Annotated in this window: 22 protein-coding genes and 1 pseudogene; 12 read left to right on the forward strand and 11 right to left on the reverse strand. The window is 63.0% G+C overall.

Features of this window, described 5'->3' with window-relative positions; all coding sequences use genetic code 11:
- Window positions 1-4: 4 nt before the first annotated feature.
- Window positions 5-745: a polyprenyl diphosphate synthase gene (gene uppS, locus J3489_RS02020; protein WP_206995630.1), complete on the forward strand. Its 741-nt coding sequence runs from the start codon at window positions 5-7 to the stop codon at window positions 743-745.
- Window positions 745-1,224, forward strand: coding sequence for a sensor histidine kinase (locus tag J3489_RS02025; protein WP_206995632.1), 480 nt, complete (start codon window positions 745-747; stop codon window positions 1,222-1,224). Before uppS ends, J3489_RS02025 begins: the two co-directional genes overlap by 1 nt.
- Window positions 1,225-1,294: 70 nt before the next feature.
- Here the strand turns inward: J3489_RS02025 and J3489_RS37315 are convergent, their stop codons facing one another.
- Window positions 1,295-1,525, reverse strand: a complete 231-nt coding sequence (locus J3489_RS37315; RefSeq protein WP_242539700.1) for a type 1 periplasmic-binding domain-containing protein — start codon at window positions 1,523-1,525, stop codon at window positions 1,295-1,297.
- Here J3489_RS37315 and J3489_RS37320 point away from each other — a divergent pair.
- Together J3489_RS37320 and J3489_RS02040 are read left to right on the forward strand one after the other, a co-directional pair.
- A pseudogene (locus J3489_RS37320) lies at window positions 1,526-1,906 on the forward strand (fatty acid desaturase); the annotation flags it as partial. It abuts the gene before it with no gap.
- Between the two features lie 48 nt (window positions 1,907-1,954).
- The gene (locus J3489_RS02040) at window positions 1,955-2,287 is read left to right on the forward strand and encodes a non-heme iron oxygenase ferredoxin subunit (protein WP_206995636.1); all 333 of its coding nucleotides are present in this window, start codon (window positions 1,955-1,957) and stop codon (window positions 2,285-2,287) included.
- Window positions 2,288-2,308: 21 nt separating this feature from the next.
- Here the strand turns inward: J3489_RS02040 and glnA are convergent, their stop codons facing one another.
- The 4 genes from glnA to J3489_RS02060 form a co-directional block, all read right to left on the reverse strand.
- Entirely contained in the window at window positions 2,309-3,814 is a 1,506-nt protein-coding gene (gene glnA / locus J3489_RS02045; RefSeq protein ID WP_206995639.1) for a type I glutamate--ammonia ligase, read from the reverse strand.
- Window positions 3,815-3,884: 70 nt separating this feature from the next.
- Complete coding sequence (locus tag J3489_RS02050) at window positions 3,885-4,100, reverse strand: hypothetical protein (protein ID WP_206995641.1); 216 nt, start codon at window positions 4,098-4,100, stop codon at window positions 3,885-3,887.
- A 75-nt stretch (window positions 4,101-4,175) separates the two neighbouring features.
- Window positions 4,176-4,469, reverse strand: a complete 294-nt coding sequence (locus J3489_RS02055) for a GYD domain-containing protein (RefSeq protein ID WP_206995643.1) — start codon at window positions 4,467-4,469, stop codon at window positions 4,176-4,178.
- A 177-nt stretch (window positions 4,470-4,646) separates the two neighbouring features.
- Entirely contained in the window at window positions 4,647-5,156 is a 510-nt protein-coding gene (locus tag J3489_RS02060; RefSeq protein WP_206995645.1) for an Lrp/AsnC family transcriptional regulator, read from the reverse strand.
- 136 nt (window positions 5,157-5,292) lie between these two features.
- Between J3489_RS02060 and J3489_RS02065 the strand changes: the two genes are divergently transcribed.
- Entirely contained in the window at window positions 5,293-6,309 is a 1,017-nt protein-coding gene (locus J3489_RS02065) for a 1-aminocyclopropane-1-carboxylate deaminase (RefSeq protein WP_206995647.1), read from the forward strand.
- 23 nt (window positions 6,310-6,332) lie between these two features.
- On the opposite strand, the gene J3489_RS02070 is transcribed toward J3489_RS02065, so the two are convergent.
- The gene (locus tag J3489_RS02070) at window positions 6,333-6,785 is read right to left on the reverse strand and encodes a hypothetical protein (RefSeq protein WP_206995649.1); all 453 of its coding nucleotides are present in this window, start codon (window positions 6,783-6,785) and stop codon (window positions 6,333-6,335) included.
- A gap of 82 nt (window positions 6,786-6,867) precedes the next feature.
- Here J3489_RS02070 and J3489_RS02075 point away from each other — a divergent pair, with 82 nt between their 5' ends.
- Window positions 6,868-7,446, forward strand: a complete 579-nt coding sequence (locus tag J3489_RS02075; protein WP_206995650.1) for a lytic transglycosylase domain-containing protein — start codon at window positions 6,868-6,870, stop codon at window positions 7,444-7,446.
- 112 nt (window positions 7,447-7,558) lie between these two features.
- The gene (locus J3489_RS02080; RefSeq protein WP_206995651.1) at window positions 7,559-7,909 is read left to right on the forward strand and encodes a hypothetical protein; all 351 of its coding nucleotides are present in this window, start codon (window positions 7,559-7,561) and stop codon (window positions 7,907-7,909) included.
- 65 nt (window positions 7,910-7,974) lie between these two features.
- Here the strand turns inward: J3489_RS02080 and araD are convergent, their stop codons facing one another.
- The 3 genes from araD to J3489_RS02095 form a co-directional block, all read right to left on the reverse strand.
- Window positions 7,975-9,720 carry an L-arabinonate dehydratase gene (gene araD, locus J3489_RS02085; RefSeq protein WP_309491313.1) on the reverse strand — a complete coding sequence of 582 codons (1,746 nt, stop codon included), beginning with the start codon at window positions 9,718-9,720 and terminating at the stop codon, window positions 7,975-7,977.
- Window positions 9,721-9,785: 65 nt separating this feature from the next.
- Window positions 9,786-10,955, reverse strand: coding sequence for an extracellular solute-binding protein (locus tag J3489_RS02090; RefSeq protein WP_206995655.1), 1,170 nt, complete (start codon window positions 10,953-10,955; stop codon window positions 9,786-9,788).
- Window positions 10,956-11,407: 452 nt separating this feature from the next.
- Entirely contained in the window at window positions 11,408-12,073 is a 666-nt protein-coding gene (locus tag J3489_RS02095) for a FadR/GntR family transcriptional regulator (protein WP_242539737.1), read from the reverse strand.
- Window positions 12,074-12,480: 407 nt separating this feature from the next.
- On the opposite strand from J3489_RS02095, the gene J3489_RS02100 reads away from it, so the two are divergent.
- Window positions 12,481-12,837, forward strand: a complete 357-nt coding sequence (locus tag J3489_RS02100; protein WP_206995666.1) for a DUF4148 domain-containing protein — start codon at window positions 12,481-12,483, stop codon at window positions 12,835-12,837.
- 65 nt (window positions 12,838-12,902) lie between these two features.
- On the opposite strand, the gene J3489_RS02105 is transcribed toward J3489_RS02100, so the two are convergent.
- Both J3489_RS02105 and J3489_RS02110 read right to left on the reverse strand, forming a co-directional pair.
- Complete coding sequence (locus J3489_RS02105) at window positions 12,903-13,406, reverse strand: LysR substrate-binding domain-containing protein (RefSeq protein ID WP_206996050.1); 504 nt, start codon at window positions 13,404-13,406, stop codon at window positions 12,903-12,905.
- Entirely contained in the window at window positions 13,403-14,431 is a 1,029-nt protein-coding gene (locus J3489_RS02110; RefSeq protein WP_242539701.1) for an NAD(P)H-quinone oxidoreductase, read from the reverse strand. The genes J3489_RS02105 and J3489_RS02110 overlap by 4 nt, the downstream gene beginning before the upstream one ends.
- Before the next feature lie 106 nt (window positions 14,432-14,537).
- Here J3489_RS02110 and J3489_RS02115 point away from each other — a divergent pair, with 106 nt between their 5' ends.
- From J3489_RS02115 to J3489_RS02130, 4 genes are all read left to right on the forward strand, one after another.
- Window positions 14,538-14,684, forward strand: coding sequence for a type 2 periplasmic-binding domain-containing protein (locus tag J3489_RS02115; protein WP_206995668.1), 147 nt, complete (start codon window positions 14,538-14,540; stop codon window positions 14,682-14,684).
- A 225-nt stretch (window positions 14,685-14,909) separates the two neighbouring features.
- Window positions 14,910-15,110, forward strand: coding sequence for a DUF3311 domain-containing protein (locus J3489_RS02120; RefSeq protein WP_206995670.1), 201 nt, complete (start codon window positions 14,910-14,912; stop codon window positions 15,108-15,110).
- A complete protein-coding gene (gene mctP, locus J3489_RS02125; RefSeq protein WP_206995672.1) occupies window positions 15,107-16,594 on the forward strand; it encodes a monocarboxylate uptake permease MctP in 1,488 nt (495 codons plus the stop codon). Before J3489_RS02120 ends, mctP begins: the two co-directional genes overlap by 4 nt.
- Before the next feature lie 220 nt (window positions 16,595-16,814).
- Window positions 16,815-17,759 (forward strand): AraC family transcriptional regulator, encoded by a 945-nt coding sequence (locus tag J3489_RS02130; RefSeq protein WP_242539702.1) that lies wholly within the window; start codon window positions 16,815-16,817, stop codon window positions 17,757-17,759.
- Window positions 17,760-17,837 lie beyond the last annotated feature (78 nt).

Below are 17,837 nucleotides of genomic sequence, written 5' to 3' on the forward strand. Positions count from 1 at the left end.
ATCCATGAGCCATACCAGTTCGACTCTTCACGTGCCCGATGTGGCCGCTGTGCCGCGGCACATCGCCATCATCATGGACGGCAACGGACGCTGGGCGACCCAGCGCAAGCTGCCGCGTGTGGCCGGGCACACCAAAGGCATCGAGGCGGTACGAGCGGTCGTTAAGGCCTGTGCGCGACGCGGTGTCGAATACCTGACGCTGTTTGCGTTCAGCTCGGAGAACTGGCGCCGTCCCAGCGACGAGGTGTCGTTCCTGATGCGGCTCTTCGTGTCGGCGCTCGAACGCGAAACGGCGCGGTTGCACAAGAATGGCATTCGGTTGCGCGTCGTCGGTGACCTGTCGATGTTTGATGCACGCATCCAGGCACTCGTGAGGCGTGGCGAAGCCCAAACCGCCGGCAATACGCGCATGACGCTGACGATCGCCGCAAACTACGGCGGTCGCTGGGACATTCTCCAGGCCGCCCGTCAACTCGTCGCGCAGACCATGGCTGACGGACATCCCGCGCCAGTCGACGAATCCAGCTTCGCGCAACATCTGGCAATGGCCTTCGCGCCGGAACCCGATCTCTTGATCCGTACGGGCGGCGAACAGCGCGTCAGCAACTTTCTCCTATGGCAGCTCGCTTACACCGAGCTCTACTTCACAGACACATTCTGGCCGGACTTCGACGATGCTGCGCTCGATGCCGCGCTCGCGTCGTACCGGGCGCGCGAGCGTCGCTTTGGCCGCACGGGTGCGTGATGACATTGGGTGTCAGGTTGCCGAACTTGAGGCGAAGCGGCACCGTCACGAGCCTCGCGCCGCTGAAGGCGCTGTCGGCTGCGATCCGTTCGCGCAATGCGGACAACCTCGATCCGATCGACATGCGACATTTCTTGACGGTGAAAGCCGAAGCCGAGATGCTGCGTATCCTCATCGACAACCTGATCGATAACGCTATCAAGTACGGGCGCAACAACGGGCGCGTCGAGGTGCGGATGCGCCGTGCAAGAGCCTCGGCGTGCCTGACGGTGCGCGACGATGGCCCAGGCGTGTCCGTTGAGGACCGGGCTCGACTGACCGACCGGTTCTTTCGCGAGGCCGGCAACGGCGAGAGCGGCAGCGGGCTCGGGCTGTCGATCGTTGCGCGGATTGCGGTGTGTTTCGGCGCAAAGCTCTACTTTGCGGAAGGGATAGAAGGAAGCGGATTGGGTGTCGTGGTCGAATTCCCGCTCGCCTGAAATCATGGGCTGACGCTCGGGCCTGTCACGGGGCGCTTGCTCGCCGAGATGATGACGGGAGAGACGCCGTTTACCGATGCGCGTCCGTATCGGCCTGCGAGGTTTGCGTAGCGAAGCATGCGCCGCGAACCTCGCCGCGTTCGATCACGGCGGCGAGCGCGTCGCGCACGGGCGCCGTATCGTGCGTCGTCACGATCAATCCGGCGCGCTTGTGGCGCGGTTCGAGAATCGCGGAGGCGATCACGTCGTCGTCCGCCTCGGGGAGAATCGATCGATGCACGACGATGCGTCTGTCGAGCATCTGCCGCTCCTGTTCGTCTGGACGCCGCGCTTCTATTGCGGCTGGTTCCATCAAACGCTTGGGCTGACGCAACATGCGGGCCTCGCGATGAACGTGACCGACCACCGCCTCAATACGCGCACCGTCCATATCAATCTCGTGTTCCGCTTTCTCTACATGAACATGAACTACCACGTCGAGCATCACATGCTGCCGATGGTGCCGTACTACGCGCTGCCGCGCTTGCACGAAGCGATCCGCTCGCAGACGCCGCCGCCGTATCCGAACCTGTGGTCCGCGTACCGCGAGATGGTGCCCGCGCTCGTCAAGCAGACCCGCGACAACTCGTATTTCATCCGCCGCCAAGCCGAAGAAGACGACCCGCTGCGCCCGGCGGCGTGAAGCCGTAGAGCAATGGGCGGCTACGGCTAACGATCCAGGAGACAGGCCATGATTGACCGACGTGAATGGGTCGTCGCTTGCAGCACGGACGACATCGAGGAAGAAGACGTGATCCGCTTCGACCACGGCAGCGCGACGTTCGCCGTCTATCGCATCGACGGCAACTTCCATGCGACCGACGGCTGGTGCACGCACGAACAAGCGCATCTCGCCGACGGGTTCGTGCTCGGCACCGTGATCGAATGTCCGCGCCATCAGGGGCGCTTCGATATCGCGACCGGCAAGCCGCTGTGTGCGCCCGTCTGCGAGCGGTTGCAAACGCATCCGGTGCGCGTCGAGGGCGGCTCGGTGCTGATCGGCATTCCGGCTGGAGACAAGTGATGGCGGACGACGCTTCCCGCATCAAATATCGAAGTACAGATAAAACTCCCACGGATGCGGGCGCAACTTGATCGGATCGATTTCGCGTTTGCGCTTGTAGTCGATCCAGGTTTCGACGATGTCTTCGGTGAACACGTCGCCTTTGCGCAAGAACGCATTGTCGGCTTCCAGCGCCGCCAGCGATGCTTCAAGCGAGCCCGGCACCTGCCGGATGTGCTTCGCTTCTTCGGGCGGCAAGTCGTAGATGTTGCGATCGAGCGGCGGCCCTGGGTCGATCTTGTTTTCGATACCGTCGATGCCCGCCATCAGCATGGCCGCAAACGCGAGGTAGGCATTCGCCGACGGGTCCGGACAGCGGAATTCCACGCGCCGCGCGCTCGGCGAATCCGAATACATCGGAATGCGGGCCGCAGCCGAGCGATTGCGCTGCGACATCGCCAGGTTGACCGGCGCCTCGTAGCCCGGCACCAGACGCTTGTACGAATTCGTGGACGGCGCGCAAAACGCCATCAGCGCGGGCGCATGCTGCAACAGCCCGCCGATGTACCAGCGGCACGTTTCAGACGTCAGCGCCCAGCCGTGTGCGTCGTAAAAGAGATTGAGCTCGTCGTTCCAGAGGCTTTGGTGGCAGTGCATGCCGCTCGCGTTGTCCGCAAAGAGCGGTTTCGGCATGAAGGTCGCCACTTTGCCGTGCCGCCGCGCAATGTTCTTGCAGATGTACTTGTAGATCATCACGTTGTCGGCCATGCGCGTGAGCGTCGCGAAGCGCATGTCGATCTCGTTCTGTCCGGCGGTCGCCACTTCGTGGTGGTGCACCTCCACCTGCACGCCGGCCTGTTGCAGCGTCAGCGCGATTTCCGAGCGGATCTCCTGCAGCGTGTCCTGCGGCGGCACCGGGAAATAGCCCTCCTTGTAGCGCGCCTTGTAGCCGAGGTTGCCGCCGCCGTACGCGCCTTCGTCGCGGCCCGTCGTCCAGTCGCCTTCGGCCGATTCGACGTAATAGAAGCCGCAATGCTGCTCCTGCCCGAAGCGGATCGAATCGAAAATGAAGAACTCCAATTCCGGTCCGAAATAGCAGGTGGTCGCGATGCCCGTCTGGCGCAGGTAGTTTTCGGCTTTCTTCGCGACATAGCGCGGATCGCGCGAGTACGGCTGGCGCAGCACGGGGTCGACCACGTCGCAGATCAGCGAGAGCGTCGGCGTGCCGCAAATCGGATCGACGAACGCGGTGGCCGGGTCGGGCTTGAGCAGCATGTCCGATTCGTGGATCTCCTGAAAGCCGCGAATCGACGAGCCGTCAAAGCCGATGCCGGCGCTGAACAGATCGGGATGCACCTCCGGGAGCGTGATCGAGAAATGCTGCCAAAGCCCCGGCAGATCCGTGAATTTCAGATCGACGATTTGAATGCCGTGCTTGTGCAGCAGCTCGATCACGTCGCCCGCGCTTTGCGGCCGGGTCACGCGAAAACTGCCCGCTTCGACCGATGCGCCAAAAGCGGACGCCGAAGCGCGTTGCGTAGAGGACATGACCGTCTCCTCTTTCCGACCCTCATAAGCTCCAACCTTAGTCTGTTGTGGCGCAAAAACAAGGGACGACCTATTCGTGAGCTTCGCGATCGGCCGCCAGCGCCGCCAAACGGGCAACGCCCGCATCCTTGGCGGCGGCGGACGTCGCATACGATTCATCCGACACAAGCGTGCGCCTGAGCTCGCGCGCGGCAAAGTCGACCAGCGCGATTACCCATACGAATCCGCCGGCCTGCTCGGCCGTCTGCACGAACGCCTTCACGTCTGCTTGAGCTTCTGCATTCATCGTGACCTCCATAACGGAAAAGCCGCGCGAAAAAAAACGGCGCGGCAAAGAAAACGGTTGGAGTGCGCGGACGCCTTACGGCATCTTGCCGAGGATCGCGCCGAGTTCGTCTTTCGTGAACGCGCGCAGCGTCTGGGTGTGGACATTGCCCGCCGAGCCGATCGCGAGGCCGAACGCGCACAGGCTCTGATCGTCCGGAGCGCTGACTGTCGCTACGATGTCGTATTCGCCGAGTGTCCAGTACACGCTCGTCATTTCGCAACCGAAAGTCTTGGCCATTTCGGCCACTTGAGAGGCCCTTTGCGAGGTGTTCTTGATGGTACGGATGCCCTGATCCGTGAATTTGCCGAGGATCACATAAGTCGCCATGGCGGCCCTCCTTTCGATGGGAACGGAAAGCGCAAAGCGAACCCGCGACATCTACTGTCTCGTTGCCTGAGAAACCGCCGTGCGCGTGACTTGATTGTAGGCAATGAAGTCGCGCGCAACGGACCTTAGGCGCACTTTTTACACCCCGCCGACGCCGTCTCGTCACAACGACGTGCGCTAAAGCGGAAATGTCGTAGTCGAGAGAATTTCCTTGAGCACCATGAAGGTGCGGATCTGCCGCACGCCCGGCAAATACAGCAATTGCTCTGCGTGAAGACGATTGAAGCTCTCGCTGTCGCGCGTACGCACGAGCATGAAGTAATCGAACTCCCCGGTCACGACGTGACACTCCATGCAGCCGGACACCTTCTGCGCCGCCTTCTCGAACTCGGCAAACGATTCCGGCGTCGAGCGGTCGAGCACCACGCCGATCACGACGAGCATGCCCGCACCGACCGCCTTCGGGTCGAGCAGCGCCACCACGCCGCGTATCAGCCCCGACTCCTTTAATCGCTCCACGCGCCGCAAGCAGGCGGGCGGGCTGAGCTTGACCTTCGCGGCGAGGCTGACGTTCGAGATCGACGCGTCGTTTTGAAGCTGCTTGAGGATCGCGCGGTCGATGCGGTCGAGCGGCTGGAGCGCGTTGGTTTCGCCGGAATATTCGCGGCGTCGTTTTATTGCGCACATGGCTTTGATGGAGAAATTTAATTAGGCTGATGTGGTCCTCGCACTGCCCAAAGTACGTCGCCGCAAATGATTTCGCAACCTCATTTCTCGGCGCTTTCTCTATCATTGCCTCATTACGACCCTCGTGAGGCCCGCCATGAACCTGCAACGATTTCCACGCTATCCGCTGACTTTCGGCCCGACTCCCATTCAGCCGTTGAAACGCCTGAGCGATCATTTGGGGGGCAAGGTCCAGTTGTTCGCCAAGCGCGAGGACTGCAACAGCGGCCTCGCCTTCGGCGGCAACAAGACCCGCAAGCTCGAATACCTGATTCCCGAGGCGCTCGCGCAAGGCTGCGACACGCTCGTATCGATCGGCGGCATTCAATCGAACCAGACCCGGCAGGTGGCCGCCGTCGCCGCCCATCTCGGCATGAAGTGCGTGCTCGTGCAGGAGAACTGGGTCAACTACTACGACGCCGTGTACGACCGCGTCGGCAACATCCAGATGTCGCGGATGATGGGTGCGGACGTGCGTCTCGTGCCGGACGGTTTCGACATCGGCTTTCGCAAGAGCTGGGAAGACGCATTGGAGAGCGTGCGTCAGGCGGGGGGCAAGCCGTACGCGATTCCGGCCGGCTGCTCCGACCACCCGCTAGGCGGCCTCGGCTTTGTCGGCTTTGCGGAAGAAGTGCGGCGGCAGGAGGCCGAACTCGGGTTCAAGTTCGACTACGTCGTCGTGTGCTCGGTGACGGGCAGCACGCAGGCCGGCATGATCGTCGGCTTTGCGGCCGACGGACGCGCGGACCGCGTGATCGGCATCGATGCGTCCGCCAAGCCCGCGGCGACGCGCGAGCAGATCACCCGTATTGCGAAGCGCACAGCGGAGACGGTCGAACTCGGGCGCGACATCACAGAACGAGATGTCGTCCTCGCGACGCGCTACGGCGGCCCCGAATACGGTTTGCCGAACGAAGGCACGCTCGAAGCCATCAGGCTTTGCGCGCGCCTCGAAGGCGTGCTGACCGACCCGGTCTATGAAGGAAAGTCGATGCACGGGATGATCGACATGGTACGCAACGGCGAATTTCCCGCGGGCTCGAAGGTGCTGTATGCCCACCTTGGCGGGGTGCCGGCCTTGAGCGCCTATAGCTTTATCTTTCGCAACGGCTAATTCGCATTAAGAACCAGCAGCGCTCAAGAAGCAAAGAGGATGAACGGCAGCGTCGTCATGAGATAAACGCCAAGCCCGATCACGGGCAATCCGAATGCGATCGCGACAGCGGCAAGGGCCGCACCCGCCAAGACGAGCACTTTCAATTTCTGTTGACGCCGGTGCTTGATTGCGAGCGGGGCCAGCGGGGCCGGCAGGCCTCCGTCGGTTGCGTCGTTCTTCTCTTCGCTCGCGTATTTCCAAAACGTCAGGCCAAGCATGACTTTCTCCCACGATATGCGAAACATTTTCGCACCGGACAGATGGGGATAGTCGTAAAGACTCGCCAACGCACCGTAAAGCCCGTGTAAATAATGCCGTTTCGCTTGGGAATCTTTATGAAATTTTTGCGAGCGACGGCCGCCTTTTTCTGAAATCGATCGGCAGCGGCATGTAACGTTTTCGCCAGTTCCTTCGGCAAAAACGCTAACAATCATGAATAACAATTTCGGCGATCAGCTTAGCGCCCGTTCGCGCAGCCTTCGCAGTTTTGTTTTTGCGGCAATCGTAGCGGCCAGCTTGAGTCACGGAATCAGTTACGGCGCGGATGCGTCGGGCGCCGCCGCATCCGATGCCGCTTCGTCCTTCAATTCACCGCCTAGCTCCGCATCCGACGCGGCGCAAGACGGCAGTCCCACGGCCGAAGACATCGCGACGGTCCTCAACGTCCGGTTTCATATCGGGCTGCAAGAGTCGCTGAAAATCGGGCAAGCGGTGCTGAACGCAGCGAAACGCGACACGATATCGCCATTGCTGCTGCTCGCGGTGATTGCGGTCGAGTCCAATTTCGACCGCTTTGCGGTGAGCGTGGTCGGCGCCAAGGGCCTCATGCAAGTGCTGCCGTCGCAGCACCGCGACCGTGTGCTGCGCAGCGCCGATCTCACCGACGCGGGCACCAACGTCAGCATCGGGTCGGCCATCCTGCACGACTATATCGAGGCATCAGACGGCGATGTTCACGATGCGCTGGTGCGCTATAGCGGCGGCGCGCGAGGCTACGCAAGAAGGGTGGCCGATCGGATGAGCGTGATTAAGACAGCGTTCGGCAATACGGCGCACAATAACGCCTTTGCGTCGCCGGCGGCATTCAAGTATTGACGAACGCGGCACTGCATTTTTCCACGCAACGCCCGCTTTTTTGCACCGCGTTTATCCGGCTGCGCGTACGCTGGAATCAAGCTGATCAACCAGGACGTTTTCGCTGCATACCATGGCTTCTACTCAATCGCTCAGAGTCGTCCACGCCGAATCCTCCGCGCCGGCACAGCCCGTCGCGCGCAACAACGTCATTCCGTTCCCTTCGCTGCGCGTCCTGCTGCCGGTAAACCTCCACTATGCGTCGCCCGAGCAATCGCGCATGCAACTCCGCGCGCTGCTGCATTCTCCGCTTGGCGTGTACGTTGCCGGCATCGAAGTCGTACGCAACGATGTGCGCGTGCAATTCGACATCGCCGCGGAAGACTTCGACTTCACATTGCACACGTTGATCGCGACACTGCCGCGAGCGACGATCGGACGGCTCTCGCGACGCAGCGTCAAAGCCGAAGCCGCCCACGCTTAATATCGATTGCGCGCCTTGCCGCCGCGCAGCCTGCGTGCAGGGGCGCTGCGGGAATTGGCGAGGGATCAGTGAATCTCCGGCTCATCTGCTGGCCGGCTGCCACCCGCGCCTTCGCGCTGCAGGAAGTCGAAGTCGCAGCCCTTGTCGGCCTGCATCACGTGGATCTGGTGCATCGCTCCGTAACCGCGCGCAAATCGCGGCTCCGGACGCACCCACGCCGCCTTGCGGCGCGCGAGTTCATCGTCGGAGATCAGCACGTTCAGCTTGCGGCCCGGCACATCGAGTTCGATCAGATCGCCGTCTTTGACGAGGGCGAGCGGCCCGCCGATAAACGATTCGGGCGCCACGTGCAGCACGCACGCGCCGTAACTCGTGCCGCTCATGCGCGCGTCGGAAATCCGCACCATGTCGCGCACGCCTTTCTTGAGCAGCTTCTGCGGAATCGGCAACTGCCCCCATTCGGGCATGCCCGGCGCGCCGATCGGCCCTGCGTGCTGCAGCACGATCACGCAGTTCTCGTCGACATCCAGCGCGTCGCTATCGATCCGCGCGGCCATGTCGCTGTAATCGCGAAAGACGACCGCACGCCCCGTATGCACGTGCAGCTTCGGATCGGCGGCGCCCGGCTTGATGACCGCGCCGTCGGGCGCAAGATTGCCGCGCAAGACGGCCAGCCCCGTGTCGGGCATCAACGGCGACGCGCGGCGGCGAATTACGGCGTCATCGAAAATCCGTGCATCGGCGATGTTCTCGGCAAGCGTGTTGCCGTTGACCGTGCGTTGCGTGCCGTCGAGCAGATTGCCGAGTTCCTTCAGCATCGCGCGCAGGCCGCCCGCGTAATAGAAATCCTCCATCAGGTACTCGCCGGCCGGACGAATGTTGGCGAGCACCGGCGTGCGCCGAGCGAGTTCGTCGTAGCGCTCGAGCGTCAACTCGACGCCTGCGCGGCGCGCGAGTGCGATCATGTGCACGATCGCGTTGGTCGACCCCGCCAGCGCGAGGCAAGTCGTCACGGCGTTATCGACTGAGCGCGCAGTGACGATGTCCGACGGTTTCAAGTCCTCCCACACCATCTCGACAATGCGCAGGCCGGTGCGCGCAGCCATTTGCGCGTGGCGCGAATCGGGCGCGGGAATCGACGCGAAACCCGGCAGCGTGAAGCCGAGCGCTTCGGCCGCGCTCGTCATCGTCGAAGCGGTGCCCATCGTCATGCAGTGGCCCGGCGAGCGCGCGATGCCGCCTTCGACGCCCTTCCAATCGTCCTCGGTGATCTTGCCCGCGCGCAGGTCGGCCCAGTACTTCCACGTATCGGAGCCGGAGCCGAGCGTCTGCCCGTTCCAGTCACCGCGCAGCATCGGGCCGGCGGGCACGAAGATCGCGGGTATATCCATCGAGATCGCGCCCATCAGGAGCGCCGGGGTGGTCTTGTCGCAACCGCCCATCAGCACGACACCGTCGGCCGGATACGAGCGCAGCGTCTCTTCGACTTCCATCGCAAGGAAGTTGCGGTAGAGCATCGTGGTCGGCTTCTGGAACGGCTCGGACAGCGTCTGCACCGGCAGCTCGATCGGGAAGCCGCCCGCCTGCCAGATGCCGCGCTTCACCTCCTCCACCCGCTGCTTGAAATGCGTGTGGCACGGATTGATCTCGCTCCACGTGTTGAGGATCGCAATCACCGGCTTGCCCGCGTATTCCTCGGACGCATAGCCCATTTGGGCCGTGCGCGAACGGTGGCCGAACGAACGCAGGTCGTGCACGCCGTACCAGCGATGACTGCGCAGATCCTCGGGGTTTTTTCGTTTGATGCTCACGGTCGTCTTGCTCCGAATCACTCCATTGCTGCGCTCACGCATCCGCACGCGCGCAGCGCTTCACGTCACTTCGTTTTCTGCGCGCCGATATCGCGGTCCCATTTCTGGAATGCGGCGGCCATCGCCTGCGCGGAAAGCGGTATCTGGTGCGGACGATCGGCGATCCACTTGTCGTACTCGGGACGGCCGTACTTCTTGATCACGTCCTGGCTATGCGCCGGGGCCTGCTGGAGCGTCACGTCCTTCACGGCCGGGCCCGGATAGAAATAGCCGTCGTCGTAGGCCAGCGCCTGCTGCGCGGGCTCGAGCATGAAGTTCATCAGCTTGAAGAGCACCGCAACCTTGTCTTTCGGCACGCCCTTCGGAATCACCATGTAGTGGGCGTCGTTCACCCACGTCATGGTGTCGAACGCCTGCACCTTGAAGTCGGCGGGCACGATGCCGAGCGCGCGCGGATTGATGTCCGAGCCCGTTACCGTCACGGTCATGTCGCGCGTGCCCTCGCCCAGCTCCTTCATCACCGCCGACGTGCCGCCCGGGTAGTACGGGACGCAGTCGTTCAATGCCTTGAGGAACGCCCAGGTCTTGTCCCAGCCGTTGATCGGATCCCGCGGGTTCTTGTCGCCGAGCACGTAGGGCAAGCCCATCAGGAACGTGCGCCCGGGGCCGGAGTTCGCCGGCCGCGCGTAGATCAGCTTGTTCGGATGCGCCTTGCACCATTGCAGCAGTTGCTCCGGCGTCTTCGGCGGAGCGCGGACCTTGGCGGGGTTGTATTCGATCAGCGGACCGGCCGACATATACGCGACCTCGATCCCGTAGCCACGCGCCAGGTCCTGCATCTTGCGCGGACCGGGCGCGTATTTGTCGAGGAGGCCCGGGAACGCGCCGGAGTTATCGGGCAGAAGCTTCAGCCAGAGGTTCTGTTCGATGCCGGCCGAGAGCGCATCGGTGCCGGTCAGGACGAGATCGATATCCGAGCGCCCCGCGGCCTGCATCGCCTTGATCTTGCCCGGGAGTTGCGGCGCCGGTGCGTTGGTGTACGTGATGTTGGAGACGAGATTCGGATACTTCGCCTTGAACGCTTCGAAGCCCTTTTGCGTGAGTTGCAGATTGCCCGCGACGTCGACGATGTTCAGCGTGACCGGATCCGCGTGCGCGGCGACGCTGCCGAGCGCCGTAACGAAGACGGCGCACAGGGCCGCCAGTTTGACTGACAACCTGCCTGGAAAAGACATGGCATCTCCTCGCGTCCCATGATGGAAATCTTCTTGGATTGAACGGCCTTGATGGACCTCGGCGGGGCCAGCCTCAGTGCGAACATACCGGCATACCCCGTTCGAAGGCAAGCAGCGCCTGCGCCGCCGCCTTGATTTGCGCATGGTCCCGCTCCGGCGTCGAACTCAGCAGCGGAAGTATCGGACCCATGTCGGCGATCCCCGACGACGTCACGGCATCGCGAGCGGCGGCACGGCCAACACGGTCGAGGCGAATTCCCGCTCGACAAGCGGGGACACGTTCATGAGGAGAGGAAGATCCGAAGAAGTGGGTCGCCGGATCTCAAGGTAGCACCGCCGGCTCCATGTTGTCAAACAACACGCGGCGATTTACGCCCTTCTCGTCTACAACTTTTACGGACTTCGGCCGGTGGCAGCCAACACCGAGCCGGCCTTCGTCGATTCCGGCCCGCTCAGGAGCCGAACATCCGCTCTACCGCCCGTTCGAGATGCTGGCGCATCGCCTGCGCCGCCGCCTGCGGATCGCGCCTGCGGATCGCCTCGAGCACCGAGAGATGCTCCTGCTGCACGAGCCGCTGCCGCTCGACGGATTTCACGAGCGACAAATTGCGCGACAGGTTCATGCTGAACTCGACCTGCTCTTGAATGAACGACAGCGCCGAGATGAAGAACTGATTCTTCGAAGCACGCGCAACGGCGAGGTGGAACGCGAAATCGTCCTTCGCGCCGATGCCTTCGGTTTCGATAACCGTCTGCAGGTTGTCCCATTCGTGCTGGATCGCGGCGATGTCATCATCGTCGGCCTTCTCGGCCGCGAGCGCCGCGGCGCCGGATTCGGTCACCGCCCGATATTCGTAGCAGCGCTTGATGTCCGACAGGCTTTCGAGCGGCGCAAAGCGCTTCACGTTCGGGTCGGGGCGGCGCACGACCGTCGTGCCCGAGCCGTGGCGCGTCGCGATGATGCCGTCGGCGCGCAGTTGCGCGAGCGCTTCGCGCACGGTCGGGCGTGAGGTGGCGAAGCGCTCGGCGAGCGCATGCTCGGTCGGCAGGCGATCCCCTTCCTTGTATTCGCCTTCGATGATGCGGTTCAAGAGGTCGCTGTAGATGCGACCCGGCATGCCGGGCGATTTGCGTTCGGTCGTTGTCACGGGGAAGTGCCCACTTGTCACGGTAGCACTGGATTGTAAGGCAAACAGCGCCAATGCTCGCAACATCTCGGTTAACAACTTCCACGGCAGAGCGCCGCCGGTCTGCACTCGGCCAACGTCCTGCGCTGCCATGCGTAAAAGACATGGTTTGTATCGCAACGATATATTTTATTTGTGCCTGCGCGCCGCATACGATGCAGGACATGGCAGCGCTGAACCGAAACGGCAAATGCAATGACCGCAAATGCAGCACGGTGCGCCGACACCAGGATTCAAGACCTCGAAAAAACTGACGCTTGACCTGGAATAACGCCGAAATTGCGGTGTTAGCCATAGTACAAGGCCCGTGTTCCACATCATCTACTTAGGAGTTCAAAATGAAGATGCATCTCGTAGCTGCCCTTTCGCTCGCCCTCCTCGCCTCGGCCGGTATCGCCACCAGCGCATCGGCACAGGAAAAGACCCGCGCCGAAGTCCGCCAGGAGCTGATCCAAGCCGAAAACAACGGCTCGCGCTTCGTCACGGATACGTCGTATCCCGCGGTGAACCCGATCTTCGCGCAGCAGGCTGCCCGTCTTCAAGCGCAAAACAGCGGAGCCGGCTCCGAAATGACCGCTTCGAGCCAATCCGGCCGGCATGCGGCGGATGACGTTACGGGCGCCGCGAAGATCGCTCATGCGCCGTCGAGCTGCGTGGGCCCGGTGAGCTTCTGCTCGACGTACTTCGGAAGCTGAAATGCGATGCGCCGCAGGGCTGGCCTTCGGTGCCAGCCATTGCGCACGCCTCGCCACGGCCGGCGTCACGCCGCAGCCGCATCGCGAATTGCGCTCGCCAGCACGAGGTCGAAGAAGGCCTGTGCGCTCGGCGAGAGCGAACGCCCCTTGAGCCACACCATTTGCAAAGGCCGCTCGATGCGCAAGCCGTCGACTTCGAGCAGCGCGAGATCGCCGCGCGCCAATTCGTCTTTCACGCTCAACGTGGAAACGTAAGCGATCGCGCGCCGCGCAACGAGCATCCGCTTGATCGCTTCGGTGTCGCTGACCGACATCAGCGGCTCAATCTTCAGTCCAATCCCTTCATACGCCTGTTCGACGACCGCGCGCGTGCCCGAGCCGGGCTCGCGCATGATGATCGCGTGATCGGCGACCTCGCGCGGCGATAGCCTCTTGCCGATCTGCGGATGTCCGGCGGCCGCCACCGCGGCGATTTCGTCGGCGCCGATCCGGCGCGCGTGCAGCACGGAATCGTCGTACGGTCCCTCGATGAAGCCCGGCGCAAGCTCGAGCGCACCTGCGCCGATCAGATGGCGCGATAAGCCTGCGTCGTCAGCACGATCTTGCCGACGTGCTGCGACGAGTCGATCAACGCGTGCGCACTGCGCGCATCCTCGAGCGGGAACGTCTTGTAGATTTGCGGCTTGACCGTCCCGGCTTCGATGAAGGGCCACACGTGCTGTTCGAGATCGCGAATGATGCTCGCCTTGTCCTCGTAGCTGCGCGAGCGCAACGTCGAGCCGATGTGCGTGAGCTGCTTTTGCATCAGCGGCCAGATATTCAAGTCCTTCGCCGGGCCGCTCAACGCGCTCACCTGGACGATGCGCCCGTGCATCGCGGCGGCCTGGTAGTTACGGGCGACATAGTCGCCGGCGATGATGTCGAGGATCACGTCGACGCCCTTGCCATCCGTAAAGCGCTTCACCTCTTCGACGAAATCCGCTTCGCGGTAGTTGATCGACAGATCGGCGCCCAAGCGCAGGCTCGCTTGCCGGTGGGCTTCGGAGCCCGCGGTCGTGATGATCTTCGAGGCGCCGAACACCTTGGCGAGCATCGTCGCCGTGGTGCCGATGCCGGACGCGCCGCCGTGAATCAAGACGCTTTCGCCCTTTTGCAGGCCGCCGCGCCGGAACAGGTTCAGCCATACCGTCATGAAGGTCTCGGGCATCGCGGCCGCTTCGACCACGCTCAACCCCTTAGGAATAGACAGCGTCGCGTTTTCGTTCGCGACGACGTATTCCGCGTACCCCCCGCCCGTAATCAACGCGCACACGAGATCGCCGGCCTGAAAGCGCGTGACGCCGTTGCCGGCGGCGACCACCTCTCCCGCCACTTCGAGCCCCGGAATGTCCGATGCACCGGGCGGCGGCGCATAGGAACCCTTGCGTTGCAGCACGTCCGGCCCGTTCACGCCCGCAGCGTGAATGCGAATCAGGACTTCATCGGCCGCCGGCTGCGGCACGGCACGCGCGACCGGCGCAAGCACCTCGGGACCGCCGGGCTGCCGGATCTCGATCGCCGTCATCGACGACGGCAGGGTTTGGGCTTTAGACATGGAATCCTCTAAAAAAAATGGCCGTGAACCGGCATGAGCTGATGCATGGGATACAAGTATAGGTTCGCAAGCCGATGAATTTGTGCTGCAATATTCCGATCGAGGGATGCAAATTTGCATCACCCGCCTCGCGCGCTGGCCGATGGGGCTCTTCGCGTCGAAGCGCTACTTGAAAAAGCGCGGCGAGCCGGAGCCTGGAACCGCGTTCGCGGGCCACGACGTCGTGAACACACCGCACGCATCCGCGCCATGATCGACGAGATCGTGACCGGCTTTGAAAACTGCGCGTAAGCGCATGAAGCGGCTGCCTGCAAGCAGCGCGAATTTGTTTGATAATCCGTGCGCCATCGAACAGGAAGACATTCGCTGGCGCAGGAGCCGCCTAAGATGAAATGGAGACATGCCGATTGCAGCAGGCGAGACGCGATCGGCCTTATCCCTGGCGGAAAGTCGTTTCTCGTCCACGGAATACAAAACCATGAATACATCCGACCAAAACCGTCGGCCCTGGCTTTGGGTACTGCTTCTGGTTCCCTACGTCGCGCTGCTCTGGCTCCCCTTCTATAACCACCGCATGCCGTCGCTCCTCGGCTTCCCGTTCTTCTACTGGTATCAGTTGCTGTGGGTGCCGATCACGTCGCTGCTCCTCTACGTGATTTACCGGGGAGTCAGCAAATGAACCCCACCCAATCGATCAACAGCGTGGCGATGGCCGTGTTCATCGGCTTTTTCGTGCTGGTCACGGTGCTGGGCTTCATCGCCGCCCGCTGGAAGCGCGGCGACCTCACGCAACTGCACGAGTGGGGCCTGGGCGGGCGCCAGTTCGGCACGATCATCTCGTGGTTCCTCGTCGGCGGCGATTTCTACACCGCCTATACCGTGATTGCGGTGCCCGCGCTCGTGTATTCGGTCGGCGCGTATGGCTTCTTTGCGCTGCCCTACACGATCATTGTCTACCCGTTCGTGTTCGCCGTGATGCCGAAGCTCTGGCGCATCGCGCACGACAAGAACCACATCACCGCGGCCGACTACGTGCACGGCGAATATGGCGGCAAGCTGCTGCCCGCGGCGATCGCGCTGACCGGCATTGTCGCGACGATGCCTTATATCGCGCTGCAGTTGGTCGGGATGCAGGTCGTGATCAAGGGGCTTGGGGTGTCGGGCGAGATTCCGCTCGTCGTCGCGTTCGTGATTCTCGCGTTCTACACGTATGCGAGCGGCCTGCGCGCGCCCGCGATGATTGCGTTCGTCAAGGACATCATGATCTACATCGTCGTGATCGCCGCGATCTGGCTGATTCCGACCCGGCTCGGCGGCTACGCCGCGGTGTTCGACTCGGCCGACAAGTTCTTCGCCGCGAAGGGCGGCGCAACCGGCATCGTGCTGCAGCCGTCGCAGTTCATCGCGTATGCGTCGCTTGCGCTCGGCTCGGCGCTGGCCGCGTTCATGTATCCGCATACGATGACGGCGATTCTGTCTTCGTCGTCCGCGAAGACGATTCAGAAGAACGCGATCGTGCTGCCCGCCTACACGCTGCTGCTCGGCCTCATCGCATTGCTCGGCTATATGGCGATCGCGGCGGGCATCAAGGTGCAGTCCGCGTCCGACGTTGTCCCCGCCCTCTTCGGCACGCTGTTCCCGTCGTGGTTCGTCGGCTTTGCCGCGGCGGCGATTGCGATCAGCGCATTGGTGCCCGCGGCGATCATGTCGATCGGCGCGGCCAATCTCTTCACGCGCAATCTCTGGCGTCCGCTCGTCAATCCGAACATCTCGGCGGCCGGCGAAGCCTCGACCGCGAAGCTCGTTTCGCTCGTCGTGAAGTTCGGTGCGCTGCTCTTCATCGTGTTCCTGCCGACGCACTACGCGATCGATCTGCAGTTGCTCGGCGGCGTGTGGATTTTGCAGATCTTTCCGGCGGTCGTGTTCTCGCTCTATACGCGCAGGCTCTCGACGTCCGGGCTGCTCGCCGGGTGGCTCGCGGGCATCGTGCTCGGCACCGGGCTGGCGATCTCGCAAGGCTTGAAGCCCGTGTTTGCGCTGCACGCCGGCACAGCGACCTTCCCGCTCTACATCGGGCTGATCGCGCTGGTGGTGAACATCGTGATCGTGCTCGGGCTTTCGGTCGTGATGCCGGCGCGCCATGCGGCGGCGGCAGCGAAGTAATGCTCGCCGCCGCGCGCCACATGCTTCGTCGATCCGTGGCGCACCGTGGTCGACTTGCCGCCCGGCAACGAGCCACGGCGCCGCCATCGGAGTAGGGAACTCATGCAGCGGCCGTAAGAAGCAGTTCGGGAGAGTTCGACCATGGCAGCGGTCGCAACATTTGCAGCCTGCGGCGCCGGAACCCATAAAATGCGTATTCGGACCCACCAAAGGATCGAAATTGTCTTCGCTCGATTGGCTTAGCCGCCTGCTCGTCATGATACCCGTCAGCGGTCAACTCGAAGTCCGCTGCGCCTACGGCGCGCCGTGGCGCGTCGCCTACGAGCGCGCCGAACCCGGCGAAATGCCCTATCACGTCCTGCTTGGCGGATCGGCGGTGCTGGAAAGCCCTGACGGCGCCACCCAACACCTGGACGCGGGCGACATCGTGCTGCTGCCGCACGGCTCGCAGCACGTGCTTCACGACGGCAGCGGTGCACGCCCGTTACCGGTGCGAACACGCGCAGTCTTCAATGTGGACGTCAGCGAAAATCGCGGCAAAGGCGAGCGTCTCGACATGCTCTGCGGCCGCTTCCTCCTCGCGCCGCCGCACGACCGCCTGATGCGCCATTACCTGCCCGCCATACTCGTGGTGCGAACCTCCGCACACGACGCGTCGCAGCAGAACGCAACGTCGCTTCAGCTGGCTAGCCTCGTCGGGCTGATGCGGGCCGAATCGGGCTCTTATACGCTGGGCGGACATGCGATGCTCAACGCGCTGTCGGCCGCGCTCTTCGCGCTCACGTTGAGGATGGCCAGCGAATCCGACGCGGCCGATGTCGGCTTGCTGGCGTTGGCCGGCCATCCGCGCCTCGCGCCTGCCCTCACCGCGATGTTCAACGAGCCCGCACACGCATGGACCCTGCCTGAGCTGGCTCAGCTGTGCAACATGTCCCGCGCGACCCTCGTTCGCCACTTTCGCGACAAGGTGGGATGCTCCGCCAACGACTTGTTGACGGATATCCGCATGACGCTCGCGGCCAACGAATTGAAGAAGCCCGCCACTTCGACAGAAACGGTGGCCGAGGTGGTCGGCTATCAGTCGCTGGCCGCCTTCAGGCGCGCCTTCACGCAGCGCATGGGCATGACACCCGGCGAATGGCGTCGGACCGCGCAGGCAATGTAGCGAGCGGCACGACCGAAGACGTGCGCCGCGTCCACGCAACGCGTCCTCGGGAAAACCCGAATGAGACGAATGAGCATC

It is taken from the genome of Trinickia mobilis (assembly GCF_017315705.1).
Lineage (GTDB): Bacteria > Pseudomonadota > Gammaproteobacteria > Burkholderiales > Burkholderiaceae > Trinickia_A > Trinickia_A mobilis.